Genomic DNA, 21982 nt, shown 5'->3' with positions numbered 1-21982 from the left:
TCTAATCGTGGTGGATTACAGTTCTGACCATGGATGCAACTTGAGCGTGTTCAAGCGCTCATAGATCTTAGCCTTCCCTTCTTCGTCGTAGTAGTAACAGTACAACAAGACAAAAGATGCCTTTTGCTTAGAGACAAAGATCATACCTGTTAAGTCACCATAACCGTGGGAAATGGGCACTGAGTATCCTGAGAGATCACCAAATCGAGCTGCTTTAATGTCGCCTTCGGAATATACGAATTCCGTGTCATAATTAAGATAGAGCGAAAGATACATTCGTTCATCAAAATACATGAAATCCGGGATCGTCCTAATCTCTGCAACGATCCCAGAAGAGAAGTTCACATCTACTTCATTCGGGTCGTCCGGAGAAGCAGCGAAGATCCCCACTAGTGCATCCTCACCGCTGGGTTCGGGCTCCAAGGGCTCTATATCCCTCCAACTGGTAGTGGTCCACCAGGACTCTGGATACTGCATCGAGAGATAAGCAATCTGGAGCCTCGCTGCTTCATTCTTTTCAGAGCATCCAAACGTGAATAGAACAAAAACAAGAAACAGCGATCTCATCGGAAAAAGATGAAAAATTGGAATCCAGTTGATCTGCAACAATGAATACGAGCCAATCAGAAATCACACCACTTCAAGCTTCATCCTCGATGTACTTGTTCGGACTTTGATTGAACTCGGCGGACTTTCCCGGAGGGATGCTCAGACTCTGCCAATCTTCTGCGACGTGGTGTTTTGCGATATAGACGATTTGGCCAACATGATAGGCGTAATGCGTCATCTGACGACAAATAGCCTGCAGGATACTTAAGGACTCTCCACGGATCGTAACTTGGTACTGGAGGTCTCCCCCATCCAATTTGTCCAAAGCGTTAAAGAGGATTCCCCATCCTTGCTCCCAACGGTCCAACAGTCTTTCGTAACAGTCCGCTTCCTCTATAACAAACTCCATGTCCCGGTTGCGGTTCGGCTTTTCGCCATCGCTCGTCCGAAAGTCCGTCCATCTCGATATCAGATTTCCGGATACGTGCTTGCAGATCAGCGCGATACTATTGTCCGACTCGCTCTCTTTCAAAAAGAACTGTTCCCGCGAGACCTGACCAGTCGCGTCATCGGCCAAGCCTTTCAAGCGGGCAAACTCACGAACCGCGAGCCCCACGAAACTTTCTGTCGATTGATCGATCTGACAATCAGGGTCTCCCATCTTAATTCTCTGCTGAGTATGAGATGCTTTGCACGAGTACCTGGTCCGCCGATTCCACTACCATTCCCGCCAACACATTTTCAATCTCTTGGCGAGAGCGATGATAGTCCAAAATTCTCAGACAATTCGTATGGTCGTGCCCTGAAACCCAGAGAGCGGGTCTTTCTCCAGCGCCAAGTTCGCGCAAAACGATTTCGTACGCATCTCGAGCTTCCTCCTCACTGCTGAAATTCAATCCCGGCGGGCCATCGAATTTGTAAGTTTGCTCCGCCAATCTTTGCGGTGCGGTGCGAAGTCTTTCGGCGTACGCCCGTTTCTTCGCTTCTCTTTGAACGAATATGATCGCCAACAACCCGAAGCCCATCACTACCGCCAACACAACGCTCTTCATAAACTACAAGAGTAGTCATAAAATCCACTTTAGCCAGCTCAATGTAGCGACACGGCAATAAGCTCAGCGACAATGCAACACAGCGAGCGGACTCGTTTATGTTTCGAAACCAAAAGCCTCAGCGAACGTTTCAGCGCTCGGGTAGCATTCCACCCAATTGCAAACCCCGCGTTCCGTCCACCAGTCGCTGTAAACGACCTTCGGGCGATTTGGATCCTCTCGAAAATCAAGGACAATCGCTAAATCGACGTCAGGTTCGTCTCCCACTCCTATGACCACCGCCTTCTCCACGTCCAGCCACGGAAGCGACTTTGCTTCATCGATCGATCCGCGATAAACCTTAAAAATCCGAGCGGTATTCATGTGATCCGCAATGGTTTCAAGCGATTCTGAACGCATCGCCTCGACTGTCTCCAAAAAACGGACACCTGATCGTACTCCCGGCAAGGCAGCTCTAACCTGATCATCACTCGGAGTCTTCCAAGCCCCCAACTCAATCAATCCCAGCAGGCAATTTGGCAGCGCCATACCGTCAATCGTTCCGGGCTTCTCGCTGGCCTCTTCGCTCTTTCTACGGGAGAATAGTTTTCCAAAAAGACTCATTTTTCCTTAATCAGCCAAACGGTAGCGGCTTTTGACCATGTAGTTGTTGAGAACCTCTGTCTCCATGTGCTCGAAATTCATGATCTCGTCCAAATCGCCAAAGAGCGGTATCCCCTTGCCCAGCAGCTTGGGAATACGAGTAATGATCAATTCGTCGATCAACCGCTCCCGCAAGAACGATTGGATCACCTTCCCCCCGTCCACATAGAGATTCTCCACGCCCTCCTTGCTCAATCGGTCGAGAACTTCGCGTAACGCCCCTCGGACAATCATCACTTTACCCTCAAGTTCTTCCGGTACAGAGCTCAGACTATTGCTCAAGACGTATACAGGTTTCTCATACATCCAAGGCATGTCGAACGAGAGTACCTTTTCAAAGGTACCCCGCCCCATCAGGATTCCGTCGACGCGGGAAATGAACTCCGCGAACCCAAAGTCGCTGCCGTCGGGATTGGGAGCATCATCGAGCCACTCCACTCCACCATCAGGGGTCGCGATATAGCCATCCAGACTTGTTGCGATATAAACGTAGTTGGACATGGATCGAAACTTAGGGATGGACCTGCCAGAAGCAACGCGAATGTCCTTTCTCCGCTGTGCCCGTTCGAGCTGAGCGACGACCCTAATCACTTCAACCGCTCCAGAAACTCGCGCACCTCTCTTCTTGAAGTGAGGATGTATACTCGCGTTTCTGTAGGCAACTCGCCCAATCTCGTTAATATCTGGGGCTTACGAGTCTTCGGGTAAGACCACAGGTAGCGAACAAACACCCAATTGAATCTTTCCGGGCAACCGTCGGTCACGTCAGGACGCGTTCGATTCCGATAAGTCCAGATGCGACGCAAAACCCGAAATATGCAGAGCCAGCGTGGCAGATCTATGAAGATAACGGTATCGCAGGCTTGGAGACGAACCTCCATCGTGCCACCATAGTTTCCATCCATTATCCAACGCGGTTTCCCACAGAGTTGCTCTTGGAGAGCTCTCCATTCATCGCGGTCGGACTCTACCCAATTGGGTTTCCAAAAGAGCTTATCGAGATGAAAAATCGGCAGGCCCAAGCATTCAGCAAGTTGCTTTGCAAAGACTGTTTTGCCAGCTCCACCAGAGCCTATGATCGCAATCCGCTCCACCGCTCTGTCAGTAGTCGCTGATAACGCCCCACATTGCCCATGTGAACCCCGCTGAAAAAATCACAATCCCCGAAAGCGAAAACACGCCTGTCAACGGGTGTCCTGCCCAAAAGAAATAAGACCCTACAAGTAGCGAGTTCACCACCACCATCCCGAGCCAATAGTCGCGCTTCCGTCTGCTCTTTGGTTTCTGAAGATCAAGAGGCTTTTCGCCCGCCTTTTGTCGCGCGTAATTGTCCTTCAGAATTTCGGAAACATCTTTAATTGGGTTTGTATCCGCATTTTCTGACGACTCCGACTCTTCGGGGTGGGAGTCTCCTTTGCTCAGCTTGTAACGTGACGGGGCCATAGAAGGGACGCATGCTCACCCGCACAGGTCCATCAGGCAAGGCCAATATCCAATCCGACCGACGGGTCTTAGGCAGGTTCTCCAAACGTTTTTCAACATATCAAGCTGCCGGAGGCTTTCGACGATCAAGGGCGCTTCAACCACTTCTCATAAACAGCTAAGGACAATGTAGTGAGAACGGCAAATACTGCCGAAAGCGAGCCCAGGGCGAGGTAAGCTTGCGGTATGATCTCATGCAAGTCGTTCAGGAATTCACTTGGCTCCAATTCTCCAATGTTCGAGGCGTACACCCCGATCACTACGAAAACTGGAAATGCGAATGCGATGTAGATGAGCGAAATCAGAATCCAGCCCCTGCGTTTTCGAAATGCAAGCACCGACGGCGGGAGGATCATCGCTGCTACCGCGGGCACCGTAAGCGTAACGATCAGAACCGTGCTCGAGTCGCCAACAACGTGACTCAAAAATGTCAGGGCGGCAGCGATCAAGAATAGAATAAGAGCGAGTTTGTTATCCGATTTCATCTAATTGGATTCAAAGGGTTCAAGTGTTGATTGATCGAAGCAGACTCGACTCCTCAGCAATGGGAAAAACTCAAGAAAGTCCGTTTCTAGCGATTCGTATTCACCCAGGACTTCAGGCAAATAGCGAACCGTTGTCTCCTTCCGCTTCAAACGCTCGGAAAGTCGACCATCCATCTGCAGCATTGCCGCTTCAATGCCTGCAATTTCTGAATACGAGTTTAGTCGACGGGAACGAACAAGCGAGTAAATGAAACGTTGGGCGTTAGAAGGGTAACCTTCGATTGATTCCAGAGCTTCCTCGTAAAACCGCTTGAGATACACATCTAGAGCCACATCGGAGTAGCGTCTCCAATTTTTGGATAAAAAATGGTCGTAGACTAAGTCTATGACGATGCCGCGCAAGAACCCCTGCTCGCCGATTCGTCGCGAACTTCTCTTAAAGATGGGATCGGAGTCTGTTAGGCGATCAATCTGCCTATGCAGTGCGGTTCCTCTGACAAACTCACTTGGAGCTCCCGCCCACGCTCGACCTTTCGTCATATCCGCTAGGAGATTTCCCAACTGGAAATGTATGGAGGGTGGAGACAGGAAAATGTGAGCGAGCCAGTTCATAGCTTTGTTGCCATTCAACACAGATCGGTTGACAGAAAAACACAACCTGTCTCTGAAGCGCCTTCCGAATCGCCTATCGTTCCTATTGGAAGTGCGTCATCTTACTTTACTAAAGCGACAGGTTCAAAATATCGCCCTCAACGGCACTAATCTACATGGCTCTAGGTTTGAACTGTTTAAGTATCCTCAGCTGGATGGAGTGCCGGGATCTCGGTTGACTCGCTCATAGTGAGACAGTCGTATTTCTCCAATCAAATCTAGTTTGCATGCTGCATTCAATTTAGCCGCCTAGCTATGAAGAAAAAGCCCCTAACTCTACGAAAACTCCTCCTGGCGACTGCTGCGTTGGCAGCTACCGTATCCGGTTTTGCCAAGAGCGATAAGCCTAACGTCTTGTTCATCATGTCGGACGACCACACCTGGCAGGGTGTTGGCGCATACAACAGCCGATTTTCCGACTTGAACCCGACCCCTACCCTCGACCGACTCGCTTCGGAAGGCGTCGTTTTCGACAATGCGTTCACAACAAATTCCATTTGCACCCCCGCACGTGCGGCAATCCTCACAGGTCAGTACCCACACGTGAACGGTGTTCTTACGCTCGCCGGCTCGATTGAAAAGGAACGCCAGTACCTCGCCATCGAAATGAAGAACGCGGGCTATCAAACAGCCGTGATCGGCAAGTGGCACCTCAAGGAACGACCAGACGCTTTCGACTACTACAAGGTCCTCTACAGCCAAGGCGACTATTTCGACCCATTCTTCTTCGAAAAGGGCTCAACGAACACAATCACTCGCACCTACCCGAAGGCCCGCTACGGGAAAGAGCGTACCTTTGAAGGAGCTGTCGAGATGAAGGGCCACTCAACAGACTGCATTGGCGACATCGCACTGGACTGGTTCAAGGAGAAGCGTGATCCCAACAAGCCGTTTTTCCTCAAACTACACTTCAAGGCTCCGCACGACTATTTCGAGTACGCTCCACGCTACGAAGAATATCTCGAAAACGTCCACATGCCAGAGCCTGAAACACTTTGGAAGCGTGGCGAAGGTTCACTTGCAACCCGTGGCATCGACGGCTCACTCGAGCGTGTTGTCGGCACCTCGATCGGGCGTCGCAACTTCCGCCGTAATTACGCTGAAGACCAAGGCACTCCTTGGGCTGACAAGATCGACCACAGCCAAAACGATCGTGATATCAAGGCTCAGGCTTACCAGGAATACATGAAGGCATATTTCCGCTGCGTGAAGGGCGTCGACGATAACGTAAAGCGCGTGGTCGATTACCTCGAAGCGGAAGGGCTCCTAGATAACACCGTCATTATGTACACGGGCGACCAAGGATTCTTCCTCGGTGAGCACGACATGCAGGATAAGCGTTGGGCTTACGAGCCTTCCTATCGCGTCCCGTACATCGTTCGTTATCCTAAAACCATCAAACCAGGTCGTAGCGATGCCATCATCGAAAACGTGGACTTCCCGGTAACTATGCTCGACTACGCTGGCGTCAAACGCCCTGACTACATGCAAGGTCGCAGCGCCCGCAAGATCCTCGACTCCGGCAAGGAACCGAAGAACTGGCGCAAAGCAGCCTACTATCAGTACTGGATGCATATGGCCCACCATGACAATCCAGCCCACATCGCCATGCGCACAAAGCGTTACAAGTTAATCTTCTTCTATGGAACTTCGGGTTGGGACAAGGGCTACGGCCATGCCCGCACCAAAATGGATTCCCCTCCAGCGTGGGAACTCTACGATCTCAAAAACGACCCAACGGAAAGCAACAATCTCTATGACGACCCCGAATACGCACCCGTCCTCAAGAAGCTTAAGGCTCAATTCAAGGAACTGCGTCACCAGGTAAAAGCCGACGACCCATCCGTGGCCATTGATGAAAAGGATCGTATCCGCATCGTGAACACAAACGCGGTAATCGATGATTTCTGGGACTACGATTCGGAAGACCGTGCTCGCGCTGAAGAGATCGCAAAGGCCTACGCGAAGGAGTTTGGAACTCCGACTAAGGCAGAACGATAAGATCTCAGTGTCATTTTAATCAAAGCGTTCCTCGTCATTGAGGGACGCTTTTTTGTGTAACTATCATCCGCGAACGTTAACCGCGATCGCCCGCACAAATTAGAGCCCACCGTTTCAAAATTCGCCAAAACAGGGCTACGATCCTTCATTTTTAATAGGGTAAATAGCGTTACTCTTGAGGGCTGAGGCATATTTTCTCTTTTCTGAAACCGCCCTATTTGGGACAGATCAAACGCCATGACACCAAAAACACTTTTCCGAGTCGCCCTCTTCTCCCTCTTCCTTGCTAGCATCTCAAGCGCTGCTGAGAAACGACCCAATATACTCTTCTTCTTCACCGACGACCAAGCTTACGACACGCTCGGTGTCTACGGAAATCCGGATGTAAAGACACCAAACATCGATCGTCTTGGCCAAAACGGAGTCGTATTTGAGCGGCACTACAATACCACTGCAATTTGCATGGCGAGCCGGGCGAACGTCATGACAGGGCTTTATGAATACAAGACGGGTTGCAATTTTACTCATGGCCCTACCGGTGAAGAACAATGGGCCTCATCCTATCCCATTCTCCTGAAACAAGCAGGCTACCGCACTGGTTTTGGCGGGAAGTTCGGATTCCATGTGTCGGCAGACGGATCTGTTCCAGGAAAAGACACTGAGGGAGACCGTGCCAAACGAGACTTCGATTTCTGGGTCGGTGGTCCGGGGCAGACAAACTTCAAGACCAAAGCAAACCCAAGCCTTGCGAAATACGCAAAGGACTACCCGCACAGCTCTCGGGCTTACGGAGCCGCCACAATCGACTTCATGCGCGAATCGGTCAAAACTGGGAAGCCATTCTGCATGTCCGTATTCTACAAAGCGCCTCACCGTCCTATACAGCCCGATCCTAAGTTTGATGATGTCTATCGAGACACGACCTTCCGCAAACTCCCAAACTACGGGCGCGAAGCGGGTGAACACTTTTCGAAGCACTCGCAGCTAGGCCGCCAGTATCCAAGATTTGTAGATTGGGGTTACAGCGAGGAAGAGAGCTACCAAAAGGCTCTAAGGAAGTACCATCAGCTTATCTACGGTGTCGACTACTCCATTGGCATGATTCTGGACGAACTCGAAAGACTCGGAATCGCTGACAACACAGTCGTTATCTTTTCTTCCGATAATGGGTATTTCAATGGCTCTCACGGCCTAGGCAGCAAGGTTTTGCCTTACGAAGAAGGTGCTCGCGTCCCGCTAATCGTTTACGACCCAAGACACCCTCAAAGCGGCGAGATGCGTCGCTACGGAAAGCTGTCAGCCAATGTCGACATTACTGCCACGATTCTCGATCTCGCGGGAGTCGAAACGCCAAAGCATTACGATGGACGGAGTCTTCTTCCTGCGATTCGTGATACGGAAAATAGAGTGCGTAAAACACTGCCCGTATTGCAAATTTGGGGACCAGAGGAGACACGCTGCATGACGATCGTCAGTGAAGATTACAAATACATCTACTGGTATTACAAAGACGAGTCACAAGGACTGAAGCCTACCGAAGAGCTTTATCACATGGCCAAGGATCCGTACGAACTCCAGAACGTAGCCAACCACCCAGAGCATTCCGTAGCTCTTAAAAATATGAGACAACGCTACGACAAACAATTGGCTCACATGAAGAGCCAAGGGGTATCCAACAACGGATACGCCGAGTACCGTCTACTCTTCGACCGAACTGCGAGCTGGTCAAAAAAGAAGAAAGCGCTAGCCGACCGAGCTCCTGCTGCTGAAAGTCTCAAGTAACTGAGACCTCCAAATTGAGGCGCCCACGAGAAGCGGGACTCAAACACGTTGGGTTAAGACAAGAAATGCGTGGCCGAGTTGTGTTTTTTCACAATTAAGCTACCTAATGGGTGCCGAGTTGTAGGCTGCCCAAACCCCACTTTTCCAATTACTCTTGTCTTGCCCGCAGATGGAAAGCCAGTCGTCTCCCTCAAAGCGTACCAACCTTTCTGGAATCGATGCTGATTTCGAAGCCCTATCCCTAAGCGGATCCTGGCTTTATCAGGAAAACGCCAACGAGTATCACTATTCTACCGGAGCCCTTCGCGTCCTAGGGGAGCCTACCGCTGACGTACAGCAACACGCTGCCCTGGAGGACCTTATAGATCATTCAGATCGCGAAGATTGGATCCATTCATTCAAAACCCATCAGTCCGGCGGCGAAACCGGCCGGTTCATCACCCGCGTCAGAGACTCAGCAAAAAGAATCGAAATCGCATGGCGACGCACAGGAGGCATCGTTAAAGGCACGATTTGCGACCTAACACGTCACCTCCAACTCGAAGAAGACGACGCGCAATCGCGGGATTTCCAGATGACCGCCCTCGACGCGATGCCCATTCGAGTCTTCTGGAAGGACCTCGAGAGTAACTATCTTGGCTGCAACAAGGCTTTCGCTAAAGATGCAGGTCTTGCTTCACCTGCCTCAGTAAAAGGCAAAACCGACTATCAGCTATTCTCCAGATCTGACGCGGACTTCTTCAGGAAAATCGACCGAGAGGTGATGAATACTGGAGTTTCCCAAGAACGATTCATCGAGCCACAGACTCGTTCTGATGGCGCTAAAGCTTGGTTGAGAACGAGCAAAGTTCCATTGCGACGTGCAGATGGAGCAGTCTTCGGTCTTCTTGGCACCTACGAGGACATCACCGCAGAAAAGGAACGCGAACGCCGATTTGCCCTAAGCCACTACTCCGTTGACGAAGTAAGATCAGCCATCTTTTGGTGCAATGCGGACGGAAGCTTTTTCTACGTCAACCAAACCGCTTGCGAATGGCTGCAATACAGCCGGAAGGAGCTGATCGGGATGTTCGATTTCGACATAAACCCGAGCGTCTCTCAATCCACCTGGAAAGCCCACTGGAGAGAACTAAAGAAAGAGGGAGCCCTTGAAATCGAATCAGAGTTGCGTCGCAAAGACGGAACGTCACTCCCCGTCGAAATTCACTCGAACTACGTCTTCATCGACAACCAAGAGTTTAAGATCGCCTTCGTTTTCGACATTACTCAACGCAAAGAGGCAGAAGAGAAGGTCGCGGAATACCAACACAATCTCGAAAAGCTAGTCGAGATCCGTACCGAGGAACTACGTGACACGAACCGCGAACTAGAATCCTTCGCGTATTCAGTCTCTCATGACCTTCGCGCTCCACTGCGAGGCATAGACGGTTTCGGACAAGCTCTACTTGAAGATTACGGACACTTGCTCGACGACGATGGAAAACACTTTTTGAGGAGAATAAGGGCAGGAACGCAACGAATGTCCTCACTTATCGACGACATCCTTCAACTTTCTCGAATCGGGCGAAAAGAAGTGAGCAAGCGTTCGATCAACCTAAGCGAACTTCTGCAGAAGATTTGTTCGGAACTCCAGGAGTCGAACCCACAGCATCAAGTTCAGGTACAGATCGATGACGATATCCAAGCTCAGTGCGACCCCGATTTAATGCGCGTCGCGTTGGAAAACCTCTTGGGGAACGCCTGGAAATACACCTCTCAACGAGAAGATGCAAAAGTTAGCGTATCCACAAAACGTTACGACGACGCGCATGTCCTCTGCGTTGAAGACAACGGAACGGGCTTCGACATGGCTTATGCGGGCAAACTCTTCGCACCCTTTCAGCGTCTGCACCGACCAGACGAATACGAAGGAAATGGTATCGGTTTGGCGACAGTGCATAGAATCGCCAACAAACACGGCGGTTCAGTTTGGGCCGAGTCTGCCCCCGATCAAGGCTCACGCTTCTATTTTCGAATCCCTATTCAAGATCCTCCTCTTACCCCCACCCCAAAATGAGCGAACAAGGACGTATCCTACTCGTCGAAGACAACCCCGATGACGTTGAACTAACGCTGCGAGCCTTCAAAAAACAAGGACTCGTGAATCAAATCGACGTGGTAAACGACGGCCAAGACGCCTTAGATTATCTATTTCGGAAAGGACGGTTTGCGGGCAAGGTAACATCCCCCCTCCCGTCTCTGGTGCTATTAGACCTGAACCTACCTCGAGTTGATGGAATCGAAGTTCTGAAGCAAATCAGATCCGAACGAAAAACGCGCTGCGTCCCCGTTACGATTCTCACCACATCTAGAGAAGAGGAGGATCTCTCCATGAGTTACGAGTTGGGGGCCAACAGTTACATCAGAAAGCCAGTGGACTTTCATCAATTCACCGAAGCCGTGAAACAACTGGGATTCTACTGGCTGCTCCTCAATGAGCGCCCCTTCTAGATTGAAATCGTATGCAACAATACGATACAGTTCGCATTCTAAACGTTGAGGACAACGAGGACGACTTCCTTCTTCTGAAGCGTCATTTGAAGAAGTCATCATTCGGATGCGAACTGGCTTGGGTTGACTCCAAGTCTGCCTTTCTTCAAGCGATCGAGAGCCAAAATTGGGACCTGATCATTTCAGACTACAGCATGCCCTCGCTTAGCGGCCTACACGTACTTCAGGCTCTGAAAGATCGCTCTCTCGATATCCCAGTTATTATTATGTCAGGAGCTGTCGGAGAAGAGCTTGCGGTTGAAACGATGCGAAACGGGGCTCGCGACTTCATCTTAAAAAACAGTCGCTCTCGGCTCCTCCCAGCTATCGAGCGCGAGGTCGTTGAAGCGCGCCATCGTAGTGAAAAGCAATTCGCGGAACAAGCTCTCAACAAACAACACGCCGTGCTTCGACTGGCAGAGGATGCAGCTCAAGTCGGCTCATGGGCCTACGAACCAAGCACAGGACAATTCATCTGGTCCAGATCCACAAAATCCCTCTATCAAATAAAGAGTAGATCCCCCTCTATCTCCATCGACGCCTTCTTGAACATCTTTGTAGAAGAAGATCGCAGCGACTTCATTCTAAGTATCCAGAAAAGTCTTACTGAGCTTAGCCCATTCTGCATCAAGCATCGCATCCTAAACGATGATGGCGAAGTAAAGTGGTTCGAAAGTCGCGGGCAACCCTTTAGGAACAAGCATGGGAAGAACACTCTAGTCGGAGTTTCTATCGATATCACCGATCACGTCGAGAGTCTCCTAGAACTACGAAAATCCAAAGAACAAGCCGAGAAAAGCGATCGGTTGAAGACCGCGTTTCTGGCCAATATTTCCCACGAACTCCGCACCCCTCTCAACGCGATCATCGGACTAGCAAACCTCCTCCAAGAGGACGTGACAGATCAGGAGGAGTCCATGCACTGGGCCAAGGTCATATTCGAAAACGGAAACCACCTGCTCGATCTCATAAACGACATCGTGGATTCTGCCAAGATCGAGTCAGGAGAAATGAAAGCCGAACCCTCCTGCTTCGACCTGCATTCATTCCTCGAACAAGTCCGAGAAAGTTTCTCGGCAGATCCCAAGCTTAAAGAACTCGAAGGACTCTTCCTAGAGCTCCCTCAAATCGATCAAAAGACTCCTCCCAAACGCACCGTCTACACAGACCACAGACGTTTGAGACAGGTATTGTTGAATCTGATACGCAATGCCATTAAGTTCACGGATTCCGGTCGCATAACGTTTGGATACATCGACGACGATGAGAGCTACCTCCACTTTTACGTAAGAGATACAGGAATCGGTATTCCCGGAGACAAGCAAGAGATCATCTTCGAGCGCTTTCGCCAAATCGACCAAAAATTTAACAGAGATTTTCAAGGGGCAGGTCTCGGGCTCTCAATCTCCCAGGGGCTCGTTGAACTCCTAGGAGGCAATCTGTCAGTCGACTCGCAAGTCGACGTCGGTTCGACTTTTAGCTTTTCAATCCCCTGCCTCAAAATTCCAGATTTAAGCGAACTCGAGAGCCAGTAGAAGCCGAGCTCTAAAGGACTTCACAATCTGGCAACTTGCTTCGCAGCTCTTCCAGCAGCTCATCGGTATGAAGCTCCGTCTGGAACAAATAGAGCTTCTTCAATTGCACGAGCTTAGCCAGTTCAGGCAAGCGATCCGCCTCTAACGAAGATCCGTAGAGATTGAGACTTTCCAGTTTTTGCAGCTTCGCGAGCTCGCCTAGAGCTTTTCCAGTGAGCTGTGTCTTGCTCAGAACCAAGTGTTTCAAATTGCTAAACTTAGATATCGAGGAGATCGCCTCATCGCTAATTTTAGACGAGCTAAAGTCCGCGCTAACAATCCGGTCGGCAAAATCTTCGAACGGAAGCAAACTCTTGTCCTCGAATTCTCTCGCTACGGAATGGGCGTAAATCGAGAACTCCAACGCATTTGCCTCAACAGGTTCGATCAAAACTCCGGTATCGCTCTGAAGATCCGCAAGAGCAGCGTAGAGGGCTGCACGCTCTTCGTTGAGCCGCTCGATCTCCTCAGGAGTAAGCATCTTTGAGAAGACATCCGCAACGTACGTTTCCACAGCGGCGGACAGGTCAGCAAGCTCTCCCAGAGTCGCTTCCGCCGGAGCGCCCTGCTCGATCCACCACTCGATGAGAGCAATCTCAGCCTCGGATAGCGGCGGTTTTTCGTCCGGCGGCATAAACTCTTCGTCATCCCTCGGCAAGGTCACCCTAAAGTAAAGCTCACTTGCATCGAGATCATGCGGCACGATTGCCGGCCCAATCTCTCCGCCCGCCAAATGTCCGGCATAACTCTCCAAATTCAGCTCGCCCTTGGTCTTGTCCGTATTATGGCACGACAAGCAATTCTGCTCCATCATCGGATGTATCAGATCCCTGTATACAACTAAATCTTCTACCTTCGCCACCGTCGCTTTCTGCTCGACCTCTAGACCCAATACCACCCTGAGCGGATCTGGCATATACCGAGTCAGATAGTCCCTGCCATGAGTAATCGATCCTCCCTCATGACTCGCGTAAGCAACGAGCAATACGGATCCGCAAAGTAGCAACCGATAGCCCACAACAGCCACACGTTTGGAATCAAATAGCTTTAAAGCACCAAGTCCCAGACACGCAATCGCCAGCAAAACACCATTTCGCATGTGCGACAAGACCAAGGGCTCATCCGAACCGCTAGAGAAAGCCAAGAGAAATCCGGTAACAACAGCAAGGATTGTCGACAGTATCGAAAGCAACAATACAAAGCCCTTCGCCCCCTTCAGCTGTTCCATCTTACACGCACTGACTAACAGCTCCATCAAAGCCAACATCCCCACGAACGCGATCGGTAGGTGAAGCGTTACCGGGTGGAATCGCCCAAGGAACTGCAAAAAGTCTGAACGAGGCTCTCCATCGAGGGGATTCGCGAGCAAGAGTCCGATCATGCCAGTGACTCCCACCAGAATGAGGAACAGAGAAATGTTTCGAGTCTTCGCGCTCATCATTTTCTAGCTCAAGATCCCCTTCACCACGTGCGCTTCTTCCACGCCAGTGAGCTTCAGATCCAAGCCCTGGTGCTTGAAATTCAATCGTTTGTGGTCGACTCCAAATCGCTCTAGAATCGTCGCGTTCAGATCGTTCACGTGCACCGGATCTCTCGTGATATTATAACTGAAGTCATCCGTTTCACCATAGACCGTGCCACCCTTCACGCCTGCTCCTGCCATCCACATGGTGAAGCAGCGAGGATGGTGGTCGCGACCGTAGTTGGTCTCAGTCAGTTCTCCTTGGCAGTAGATCGTCCGACCAAACTCCCCACCCCAAACGACGAGCGTATCGTCGAACATTCCACGCTGCTTGAGGTCAGTGATCAACGCGGAGCAGGCCTGGTCAATGTCCTTGCACTGGTTGGGCAAATCCTTCGGAAGCACATTGTGTTGGTCCCAGCCGCGATGGAAAATCTGCGAAAAGCGAACGCCCTTCTCCGCCAAGCGGCGAGCCATCAAACAGTTGTACGCAAAAGTCCCGGGTTTACGAGAATCCGGTCCGTAAAGGTCGAAAATATAGTCCGGCTCATCCGACAAATCCGTTAGTTCCGGAACCGAAGTCTGCATTCGAAACGCCATCTCGTACTGCGAAATACGGGCATGTGTTTCGGGATCTCCAAATTCGTGATACAGATCGCGATTAATCTCATTGACCCCGTCCAGCATCTGACGGCGCAGGTTTCGAGAGACGCCATGTGGATCGGATAGATACAAAACCGGATCTCCATCGGAACGCAACGCCACCCCTTGGTGCTCAGAAGGCAACGGACCAGAACCCCAAAGCCGAGAGAACAATGCTTGGGCTTCCTTCCGTCCCGTCCAAGAAGAGTTCAAAACGACAAATGCCGGCAAATTCTCGTTCAGGCTTCCCAATCCGTAACTCAGCCATGCCCCTAGGCTAGGTCGGCCCGGGATCTGGTTTCCTGTTTGGATATAAGTGATCGCCGGATCATGGTTAATCGCCTCCGTCCACATCGAGCGAATGATCGCAATGTCATCCACGATCTTTGCCGTGTGCGGCAACAGCTCACTTACCCAAGCACCCGACTTCCCATATTGCTTGAAGTCGTAAATTGTTGGAGCGATTGGGAAACGGTCCTGCCCTGAGGTCATTGTCGTCAAGCGCTGGCCATCCCTAATCGATTCGGGCAAGTCGGTATCGAAGAGTTTCTTCATAGCCGGCTTGTAGTCGAACATATCCATCTGAGATGGAGCTCCCGACATGAACAAGTAAATTCCTCGCTTCGCTTTCGCAGGGAAATGGCTACTGCCAAGAGCTCCATTGGCCAGACCTCCAAGCGGCGAACTGGAGGCAAAGCCCGCCCCGCCCAGAGAGGACAAAGCGGCGATCCCCAGGCCCTTAGCCATGGTACCCAAAAATTGGCGACGTGTCTCTAGTTGTACGTATTGGTCAATCGGGTTCATATCTGGCTAGTATTTGTTGATAAAGCTATCGAGGTTCATGATCTGGCTTGCAACCATAGTAAGCGACGCGAGCGATGCAGCATCTTCAGACTCGAGCGCAACGCTATCGCCTACTTCGAGAAAGGCTTTGGCTGCGTCCGTATCTGCTTGGAAGTTGAGAAGGAACTGTTTGTAGGAGCGTAGAAGCACATCCTTATGCTTTGGGGACAACTCCGAACCAAAAGCAAAGCGATACATGCTACCGATCAGGTTCTCTACGTTACTCGTCCCTTCGATGCTCGCCTCCACAGAACGTTGAGCGAGCATACGAGCCGCCTCAACATATTGAGGATCGTTCATGAGCGTTAAGGCCTGCAGTGGAGTGTTTGTACGCTCCCTTCGTACTGAACAGTTCTCTCGAGACGGAGCATCAAAAATGACCATATTAGGAGGAGGAGCTGTCCGTTTCCAGAACGTGTATAGACTTCTACGATACACAGCATCGCCCTCGTCCTTTTTGTAGAAACGAGTATTGCTTCCAGAGTAGGCAACGGCGTTCCAAATCCCCTTCGGCTGGTATGGCTTCACTGGAACTCCACCGACCTTATCATTCAATGCACCACTTACCGCTAGCGCTTGGTCTCTCAGAACTTCGCCGTCGAGTCGGTAACGAGCGCCCCTAGCGAGATAGATGTTGTCGGGGTCAGCCTCTAGTTCCTCTGGGTCGATACGGGAGTCTTGTCGATAGGTGCTGCTCATCACCATTTTCTTAATGAGTGATTTCAGGTCCCAGCCGTTTTCCTGGAAGTCGACAGCTAGCCAATCCAACAACTCTGGATGGCTCGGATTCGATCCCATGATACCAAAATCTTCGCTGGTTTCAACCAGCCCGCGACCAAACAAGTTCTGCCAATAACGGTTTACTGTCACTCGAGACGTTAGTGGATTCTCTGGACTGACGAGCCAACGGGCGAGCCCCAGTCGATCATTTGGAGCGCCCTCGCCTAGGGTTCCAAAGACGGAAGGTATATCCGCAAGCACCCTGTCACCCTTCTTCTCGTAGTCTCCACGTGACAGCATAAACGCATGCGGTTCTCCATCCGCCTTCTCCTTCATCACTAGAGAGACAGTAGCGTGGTCGTAAATGACTCGATACTTGTTCTCCAAAGGAACGAAAGATTTTCGTACGGGCGAACGCTCGGGATCGATCATGTCGAAGTAGAATGCCTGCAGGGCCTTCTTTTCCTTCTTCTTTCTACTCCCTTCATCCTTCTCGAGAGTCTTGCGAAGTGCCTTCTCCCCTTCGAAATGCGAAAGGGCGTAGAATGGGTGTTCGCTCGAGTAGTAGGCCAAGTTAACCACTGGAGTCTTCTTGGCAGTCTCCTCGTCGAAATCGCTACCGATAACGACTTCCGCCCCCGTACTGAAGTCACCAGTCAATTGGTTAATCGTCAAAGTCCCGTCCACGGCCATCGGCTTGCTATCTTTGGCGAAAGCCACGCCTGAAGCGTCTCCTGAGCCATCATAGGAAACACGCAAGCTGTACTGCCCCCAAGCGGAGATCGCGTAGCGGCTCGCCTTCGTAGTGACTGATATCATGTCTTGCGATTTCAGCGAATGCACAAGCTCCAAGCGAAGACGTCCAATGTTCGGTTGGTCTGGGTCTCCGAAAAGCAAATACAGTCGGTAGCCTCTATCACCATCAAACTTCGACATCAGCAAGTACTCTCCCTCAGGTGCCGTTTTTCCTCCGAGATAGCTCATTGAGAGAATGAACCCATCGCCTTTCCCAAGCGAGGATACCTCATCGGGGACCTCAAATGACTGTCCATAGGTAAAAAATACATCCGCTTCCGGCAGTTTATCCGCAGGCTTCTTCTTTTTCTCCTCTTCGTCTTGCTCGTACGCTTCCGGAGCGAGTTTGCTGATCAACAACGGCTTCACGATGTCCGACGGTAGTTGCTTGTTCTCTTCGGCTAGCCAATCCTCGAAACCATCCTTATTCTCCTTCTTGATCTTTTCTAGGAGCTTGAAGATCTGGTCGTATTCAGATTCTACAGATGGCCACTCCGCTACGTATTCCTCAGTTGGCAAAACCATCACAGGAGCGGTATCCCGAGCATTCCCGTCCATGATCGGCCCATCCAAGTTATTGAAGAAAGCAGAGAACTTATAGAAGTCTTCCATCGATACCGGATCGAACTTATGGTCATGGCAGGACGCGCAGCCCATGGTTAATCCCAGAAATACAGTGGAGGTCGTTTCGACCCTGTCTTTTGCGTAAATGGTACGGTACTCCTCGTCAATCGCTCCCCCTTCGCTGGTGGTGGGGTTACACCGGTTGAAGCCGGTAGCGATGATCTGGTCCTGAGTCGCATTCGGCAACAGGTCCCCGGCAATCTGCTCTACCGTGAAGTCATCGTACGGTTTGTTGTCGTTGAACGCGTTGATAACCCAATCACGATATGGCCAAATCTCTCTGTAATTATCGAGATGTAATCCATGCGTGTCGGAGTAGCGGGCAGCATCTAGCCAATAACGAGCCTGGTGTTCTCCATAGGCGGGGCTTGCGAGAAGAACGTCGACGTACTTTTCGTACGCATTGTATGACTTGTCGGATACAAACGCCTCAACCATCTCCGGGGATGGCGGCAATCCAGTCAAATCAAGAGAGAGACGACGGGCCAGCGTCTCACGATCTGCTTCCGGATTTGGCTTTAGACCAAGTTCATCGTGTCGGGCTGCAATAAACGCATCGATTTCCCCGACTCCCCAATCCGTATCTGGCACCGCCTGTTTGCTTGGCTGCTCGAACGCCCAGTGCCCCTCCCAATTGGCGCCTTGCTCAATCCAGCGTTTGACAAGGTCTTTTTCCTCTTCAGTGAGCGTCTTGTTCGTATCCGGAGGAGGCATAACCTCGCTCTTGAGAGTGCTGACGATACGCTGATATAGAGGACTGCTTTCCGGATCTTCCGCTACGATCGGCGCTTCAAACTTACCATGAGGTTGAAAGGCGTTCGCCTCGATATCCAGACGAAGATCCGCTTTCCGACTCGAAGCATCAGGCCCATGACAATGGTAACAGTTTTCGGAAAGAATCGGACGTATATCGTGATTGAAGCTTACCAGTTCATCCTCAGCAGGACTCTTGCTGATAACTGCAAAGTTTGTCGGCGGCCGTTTGAGATTTCCCTCATTCGGGAATTCCGCTTTTTCGTAGGCCGCTTCAGGAGTCAACACAGGCCCTTCCGAAACGAGTTCCGTCTCGTTGCGTCCTGTAAAATTCAATACAGTCAAAATTCCGACTACGCTAATCGCAACCGAAGCCGCCATTACGCCAATTTGCGGCATGATCCGTCCCCACAAGGTCTTCTCCACCTTTGGAGATTCCTCTGGATCTATCGGCGAACTTTCAGCCAACGCTCCCTTGAGACTAGGTTCCTCTGCCAAAAAAGCGTGCATGTGGCACTGTTCCACATAAGCCTTCCGGGCCTCTGGATCCGTTTCCAGAATCGCGTGCAACTTTTTTGCTTCGCGATCGCTCAGCTCGCCTTCGAGCATCTTGTTTACGAGACTCTGAAACTCATTCATCTTCCGAACTCTCCGATTGAGTCATACATTCAAATAGGGCCTTTCTGGCCCGAAAAAGAACTTGGCCCACGTGATTGGCGCTCAAGTCGTGTTTAGCCGCTATGTCCTTTATGGAGCTGGCCTGGTAATAGTATTCGCTAACGATCACTCTCGTTTTTTCCCTAAGCTTCAGGAGGCAAGCTTCTAGCCGGCGCAGACGTGCTTCGTTCTGGGATCCCGCTTCCTCGCTCAAACTCGCGATCTCGTCCAAGGTCTGCTCGCTAAGCGTTCCCCAACGTTTCGCCCGCTTCTTGATTAACGACAGGCTTTGGAAGTAAGCGATTCTGTAGGACCAAGGAGCAAATCGTTCAGGACGCTGCAGTTCTTCCAGTTTCTGCAAAATCACTCGGTTCGTCTCCTGCAAGGTATCTTTCGCATCTGCAGGACTGGAAACGAGGGATAAGATGTACGCGTAGAGCTTTGGCTGCATCTGCGACAAAAGCTCTTCGTAAAACCGTAATGCTTGGGGATCGGGGGTACTCAAAACGCTGCGGGGTGAGGAGGGAAAACAAGACCTAACAACTACATAGTATCCACTCCCCCGCAAATATTACAGAATTCGTAGGTTTTTTTCTGAACTTTTTTCGAAACGTGAAAAACCTGCATACATCAGCTACTGTAGCCTTGACGAACAGTCGGTTCTCACGGCAGTGAGATTTGTGCACGATTCCTCACCTTCGTACGTGCCTGAACCCGCAACCCCAGCTTAACTATGCGCCTCTACACCCTCCTAGCCGCTACTTTATTGGCTACGTCAGCCTCCTCTCATCCGATCGGAGATCACTCCCACGAAGCTCGTGAGACCATCCAGCACCCTACTCTCGTAGGCAACGGTCAAAACCAATACCGAGCGATTCCGAATTGGGCAAAATTTGAGGACAATAAACCGATTGGAGCGACCCACGGTGGCATTGCGATCGATGCAAGCGGCAAGGTTTACATGTCAACCAACGGTGAGCGTAGTATTTGCGTTTTCGATACGGACGGCAATTTCATCAGAAGCATCGCCCCCGACTGCTCCGGTATCCACTCTCTCATGATTCGAGAGGAAAATGGCGAGGAGTTTCTCTATGGAGCTCACCTGACCGCGCAACGAATCGTCAAACTGGACCTCGAAGGGAATATCGTTCTGGAAATCAAGCACAGCGACGACTCGCCCATTCCCGGAAGCTTCAAGGGACTAACCGCCGTAACCGTCCTGCCGGACGGAAAAATCGTCGCCGCCATCGGCTACGGCTCCAACTTCCTGCATATCTTCTCCCCCGAGGGCGAGCTCTTGAAGACTTTTGGCCGAAAGGGCACCGGCTACGATGAAACCCACACCTGCCACGGCATCTCCCTTGACACCCGCTACGACGAGCTTCGCCTGCTCGTCTCCGATCGCGAAAATCGCCGCCTCAAGCATTACACCCTGGAAGGCGAAATGATCGGCGTTTACTCCACTCACCTCAGGCGTCCCTGCGCTGTCAGCTTCTTCGGCGAACTCTGCGCCGTCGCCGAGCTGCAAGGTCGGGTAACCATCCTTGATAAAAACGGCACTCCCGTCGCCTTCCTCGGTGACAATCCAAACCCGAAGCAATGGGCCGCATTCAAAACGCCGCTCGAAGATATCCCTCTCGGCATTTTCACCGCTCCACACGGCCTAAGCTACGACAAGCACGGCAACCTATACGTCCAGGACTGGAACGCCACCGGCCGTGTCACCAAGCTCGAGAAACTAAAGTAGCGGCACTCGACAAGTGTGCCAAGGCCCCCTAATCCACTAGGCCTTTCTTGCCTCGAGCCGGCTCATCGCCCACAGGGAGCCGAGAATAAGGCTACCCCCAACCACAATCCCGATCCCGATTGATTCGTCCTCGATTAGGAGCGACGATTCGATGACCCCGCAGAGCGGAATCAGAAACCGGTAGGCGGATAGCACCGTCACGCTGTACCGCTCGATCAATCGGTTCCACAGCGTAAACGCTGTCGCGGAAAGGAAGGCCAGGTAGAGCATAATCCAAATCGCGTCAGTCCCGAGATCACTCCAAAATCCATTCCACCCGTTCGCTCCCAAGACGGTTAGCAGCGCTCCGCCCGCAAATAGGGAGATCGCGGTCACAGCCCTGCTCCCGTGCCGCGTTGAAACCTTTTTAAGACCGATCGCTCCCCAAGCCCCAGCCAACGAAGCGAGCAGAAACGCAGCAGAGCCGAGCCCAACATTCCCGCTTCCCGCACCCGGAGCCCAGACGGCGATCACGATCCCGACCGTGCATACAGCGATTACGGTCCATTGGCTACGCGTCGGCATTGGCGTTTTCAGAAAGAACGGCGCGAGCAACATCCACCAGAAACTTCCGCCACCTACCAGCAAAGCTCCCAATGTGCCGCTCGAGACGCTTAAAGCGTAGTAGAAAAACACATACTGAAGGACCGTTTGCCCAAGGACCACCCAAAGAAGCAGCCCCTTGGGGGCCGACCTCATCGTGTTCACAATCGAGCTCCGGCAAAACGGCACGATCAGCAAGCCCGCGATCATGAATCTAACTCCGGCGAACACCATACGTTCTCCAAATCCTTCGATCGCCAGAGTTTCGTAGCTTAGTTTGATCACCGGAAACGCGCTCCCCCAAAGCGCGGCGCAAATCAAGACCTGAACAAAAAAACTGACTGGAAGCTTAGGTTTCATTCCGAAGTTCGTCCAACAAGCTGCATGCCACGGCTACTGCAATGTTAAAG

20 protein-coding genes are annotated in these 21982 nt (G+C 51.4%); 6 read left to right on the top strand and 14 right to left on the bottom strand.

What is annotated here, in order from left to right; translation table 11 throughout:
* Positions 1-15: 15 nt before the first annotated feature.
* The 9 genes from JIN87_RS09355 to JIN87_RS09315 all read right to left on the bottom strand — a co-directional run bounded on the left by JIN87_RS09355 (position 16) and on the right by JIN87_RS09315 (position 4822).
* Complete coding sequence (locus JIN87_RS09355; protein WP_200355291.1) at positions 16-567, bottom strand: hypothetical protein; 552 nt, start codon at positions 565-567, stop codon at positions 16-18.
* Positions 568-640: 73 nt separating this feature from the next.
* On the bottom strand, positions 641-1210 hold the full coding sequence (locus JIN87_RS09350; protein ID WP_200355290.1) for a DUF1572 family protein: 570 nt from the start codon (positions 1208-1210) through the stop codon (positions 641-643).
* 1 nt (position 1211) lies between these two features.
* On the bottom strand, positions 1212-1601 hold the full coding sequence (locus JIN87_RS09345; protein ID WP_200355289.1) for a metallophosphoesterase family protein: 390 nt from the start codon (positions 1599-1601) through the stop codon (positions 1212-1214).
* 96 nt (positions 1602-1697) lie between these two features.
* Positions 1698-2204, bottom strand: coding sequence for a hypothetical protein (locus JIN87_RS09340; RefSeq protein ID WP_200355288.1), 507 nt, complete (start codon positions 2202-2204; stop codon positions 1698-1700).
* 6 nt (positions 2205-2210) lie between these two features.
* Entirely contained in the window at positions 2211-2744 is a 534-nt protein-coding gene (locus JIN87_RS09335; RefSeq protein ID WP_200355287.1) for a dihydrofolate reductase family protein, read from the bottom strand.
* Positions 2745-2830: 86 nt separating this feature from the next.
* Positions 2831-3337 carry a DNA topology modulation protein gene (locus tag JIN87_RS09330; protein ID WP_200355286.1) on the bottom strand — a complete coding sequence of 169 codons (507 nt, stop codon included), beginning with the start codon at positions 3335-3337 and terminating at the stop codon, positions 2831-2833.
* 7 nt (positions 3338-3344) lie between these two features.
* Positions 3345-3686, bottom strand: a complete 342-nt coding sequence (locus tag JIN87_RS09325) for a hypothetical protein (RefSeq protein ID WP_200355285.1) — start codon at positions 3684-3686, stop codon at positions 3345-3347.
* A 125-nt stretch (positions 3687-3811) separates the two neighbouring features.
* Complete coding sequence (locus tag JIN87_RS09320) at positions 3812-4210, bottom strand: hypothetical protein (protein ID WP_200355284.1); 399 nt, start codon at positions 4208-4210, stop codon at positions 3812-3814.
* Positions 4211-4822, bottom strand: a complete 612-nt coding sequence (locus tag JIN87_RS09315) for an acyl carrier protein phosphodiesterase (RefSeq protein ID WP_425606319.1) — start codon at positions 4820-4822, stop codon at positions 4211-4213.
* Positions 4823-5116: 294 nt separating this feature from the next.
* On the opposite strand from JIN87_RS09315, the gene JIN87_RS09310 reads away from it, so the two are divergent.
* The 5 genes from JIN87_RS09310 (at position 5117) to JIN87_RS09290 (ending at position 12708) form a co-directional block, all read left to right on the top strand.
* The gene (locus tag JIN87_RS09310; RefSeq protein WP_200355282.1) at positions 5117-6862 is read left to right on the top strand and encodes a sulfatase family protein; all 1746 of its coding nucleotides are present in this window, start codon (positions 5117-5119) and stop codon (positions 6860-6862) included.
* Positions 6863-7099: 237 nt separating this feature from the next.
* Entirely contained in the window at positions 7100-8644 is a 1545-nt protein-coding gene (locus tag JIN87_RS09305) for a sulfatase family protein (RefSeq protein ID WP_200355281.1), read from the top strand.
* Between the two features lie 169 nt (positions 8645-8813).
* Positions 8814-10700 (top strand): sensor histidine kinase, encoded by a 1887-nt coding sequence (locus JIN87_RS09300; protein ID WP_200355280.1) that lies wholly within the window; start codon positions 8814-8816, stop codon positions 10698-10700.
* Positions 10697-11134, top strand: a complete 438-nt coding sequence (locus JIN87_RS09295) for a response regulator (protein ID WP_200355279.1) — start codon at positions 10697-10699, stop codon at positions 11132-11134. Before JIN87_RS09300 ends, JIN87_RS09295 begins: the two co-directional genes overlap by 4 nt.
* Before the next feature lie 11 nt (positions 11135-11145).
* The gene (locus tag JIN87_RS09290) at positions 11146-12708 is read left to right on the top strand and encodes an ATP-binding response regulator (protein ID WP_200355278.1); all 1563 of its coding nucleotides are present in this window, start codon (positions 11146-11148) and stop codon (positions 12706-12708) included.
* A 10-nt stretch (positions 12709-12718) separates the two neighbouring features.
* Here JIN87_RS09290 and JIN87_RS09285 read toward each other — a convergent pair whose 3' ends face one another.
* The 4 genes from JIN87_RS09285 to JIN87_RS09270 are packed head-to-tail and all read right to left on the bottom strand — an operon-like array spanning position 12719 to position 19748.
* Positions 12719-14188 (bottom strand): c-type cytochrome domain-containing protein, encoded by a 1470-nt coding sequence (locus JIN87_RS09285; protein ID WP_200355277.1) that lies wholly within the window; start codon positions 14186-14188, stop codon positions 12719-12721.
* A gap of 3 nt (positions 14189-14191) precedes the next feature.
* The gene (locus JIN87_RS09280) at positions 14192-15655 is read right to left on the bottom strand and encodes a DUF1501 domain-containing protein (protein ID WP_200355276.1); all 1464 of its coding nucleotides are present in this window, start codon (positions 15653-15655) and stop codon (positions 14192-14194) included.
* Between the two features lie 6 nt (positions 15656-15661).
* On the bottom strand, positions 15662-19225 hold the full coding sequence (locus tag JIN87_RS09275; RefSeq protein WP_200355275.1) for a PSD1 and planctomycete cytochrome C domain-containing protein: 3564 nt from the start codon (positions 19223-19225) through the stop codon (positions 15662-15664).
* Positions 19218-19748, bottom strand: a complete 531-nt coding sequence (locus JIN87_RS09270) for an RNA polymerase sigma factor (protein ID WP_200355274.1) — start codon at positions 19746-19748, stop codon at positions 19218-19220. The genes JIN87_RS09275 and JIN87_RS09270 overlap by 8 nt, the downstream gene beginning before the upstream one ends.
* 228 nt (positions 19749-19976) lie before the next feature.
* Here JIN87_RS09270 and JIN87_RS09265 point away from each other — a divergent pair, with 228 nt between their 5' ends.
* Positions 19977-20990 (top strand): NHL repeat-containing protein, encoded by a 1014-nt coding sequence (locus tag JIN87_RS09265; protein ID WP_200355273.1) that lies wholly within the window; start codon positions 19977-19979, stop codon positions 20988-20990.
* A 36-nt stretch (positions 20991-21026) separates the two neighbouring features.
* Here the strand turns inward: JIN87_RS09265 and JIN87_RS09260 are convergent, their stop codons facing one another.
* On the bottom strand, positions 21027-21932 hold the full coding sequence (locus JIN87_RS09260) for a DMT family transporter (RefSeq protein ID WP_200355272.1): 906 nt from the start codon (positions 21930-21932) through the stop codon (positions 21027-21029).
* Positions 21933-21982: the final 50 nt, after the last annotated feature.

The organism is Pelagicoccus mobilis (genome assembly GCF_016595505.1).
Taxonomy (GTDB): Bacteria; Verrucomicrobiota; Verrucomicrobiia; order Opitutales; family Opitutaceae; genus Pelagicoccus; species Pelagicoccus mobilis.
This window is presented reverse-complemented; position numbering and strand designations above follow the sequence as displayed.

Excerpts from the sequence above, each read along its gene's own strand:
- JIN87_RS09320 (WP_200355284.1), bottom strand. The coding sequence starts at position 4,210 with ATGAAATCGGATAACAAACTCGCTCTTATTCTATTCTTGATCGCTGCC.
- JIN87_RS09260 (WP_200355272.1), bottom strand. The coding sequence starts at position 21,932 with ATGAAACCTAAGCTTCCAGTCAGTTTTTTTGTTCAGGTCTTGATTTGC.
- JIN87_RS09335 (WP_200355287.1), bottom strand. The coding sequence starts at position 2,744 with ATGTCCAACTACGTTTATATCGCAACAAGTCTGGATGGCTATATCGCG.
- JIN87_RS09315 (WP_425606319.1), bottom strand. The coding sequence starts at position 4,822 with ATGAACTGGCTCGCTCACATTTTCCTGTCTCCACCCTCCATACATTTC.
- JIN87_RS09345 (WP_200355289.1), bottom strand. The coding sequence starts at position 1,601 with ATGAAGAGCGTTGTGTTGGCGGTAGTGATGGGCTTCGGGTTGTTGGCG.
- JIN87_RS09300 (WP_200355280.1), top strand. The coding sequence starts at position 8,814 with ATGGAAAGCCAGTCGTCTCCCTCAAAGCGTACCAACCTTTCTGGAATC.
- JIN87_RS09340 (WP_200355288.1), bottom strand. The coding sequence starts at position 2,204 with ATGAGTCTTTTTGGAAAACTATTCTCCCGTAGAAAGAGCGAAGAGGCC.
- JIN87_RS09350 (WP_200355290.1), bottom strand. The coding sequence starts at position 1,210 with ATGGGAGACCCTGATTGTCAGATCGATCAATCGACAGAAAGTTTCGTG.
- JIN87_RS09325 (WP_200355285.1), bottom strand. The coding sequence starts at position 3,686 with ATGGCCCCGTCACGTTACAAGCTGAGCAAAGGAGACTCCCACCCCGAA.
- JIN87_RS09290 (WP_200355278.1), top strand. The coding sequence starts at position 11,146 with ATGCAACAATACGATACAGTTCGCATTCTAAACGTTGAGGACAACGAG.
- JIN87_RS09280 (WP_200355276.1), bottom strand. The coding sequence starts at position 15,655 with ATGAACCCGATTGACCAATACGTACAACTAGAGACACGTCGCCAATTT.
- JIN87_RS09265 (WP_200355273.1), top strand. The coding sequence starts at position 19,977 with ATGCGCCTCTACACCCTCCTAGCCGCTACTTTATTGGCTACGTCAGCC.
- JIN87_RS09305 (WP_200355281.1), top strand. The coding sequence starts at position 7,100 with ATGACACCAAAAACACTTTTCCGAGTCGCCCTCTTCTCCCTCTTCCTT.
- JIN87_RS09275 (WP_200355275.1), bottom strand. The coding sequence starts at position 19,225 with ATGAATGAGTTTCAGAGTCTCGTAAACAAGATGCTCGAAGGCGAGCTG.
- JIN87_RS09285 (WP_200355277.1), bottom strand. The coding sequence starts at position 14,188 with ATGATGAGCGCGAAGACTCGAAACATTTCTCTGTTCCTCATTCTGGTG.
- JIN87_RS09310 (WP_200355282.1), top strand. The coding sequence starts at position 5,117 with ATGAAGAAAAAGCCCCTAACTCTACGAAAACTCCTCCTGGCGACTGCT.
- JIN87_RS09295 (WP_200355279.1), top strand. The coding sequence starts at position 10,697 with ATGAGCGAACAAGGACGTATCCTACTCGTCGAAGACAACCCCGATGAC.
- JIN87_RS09355 (WP_200355291.1), bottom strand. The coding sequence starts at position 567 with ATGAGATCGCTGTTTCTTGTTTTTGTTCTATTCACGTTTGGATGCTCT.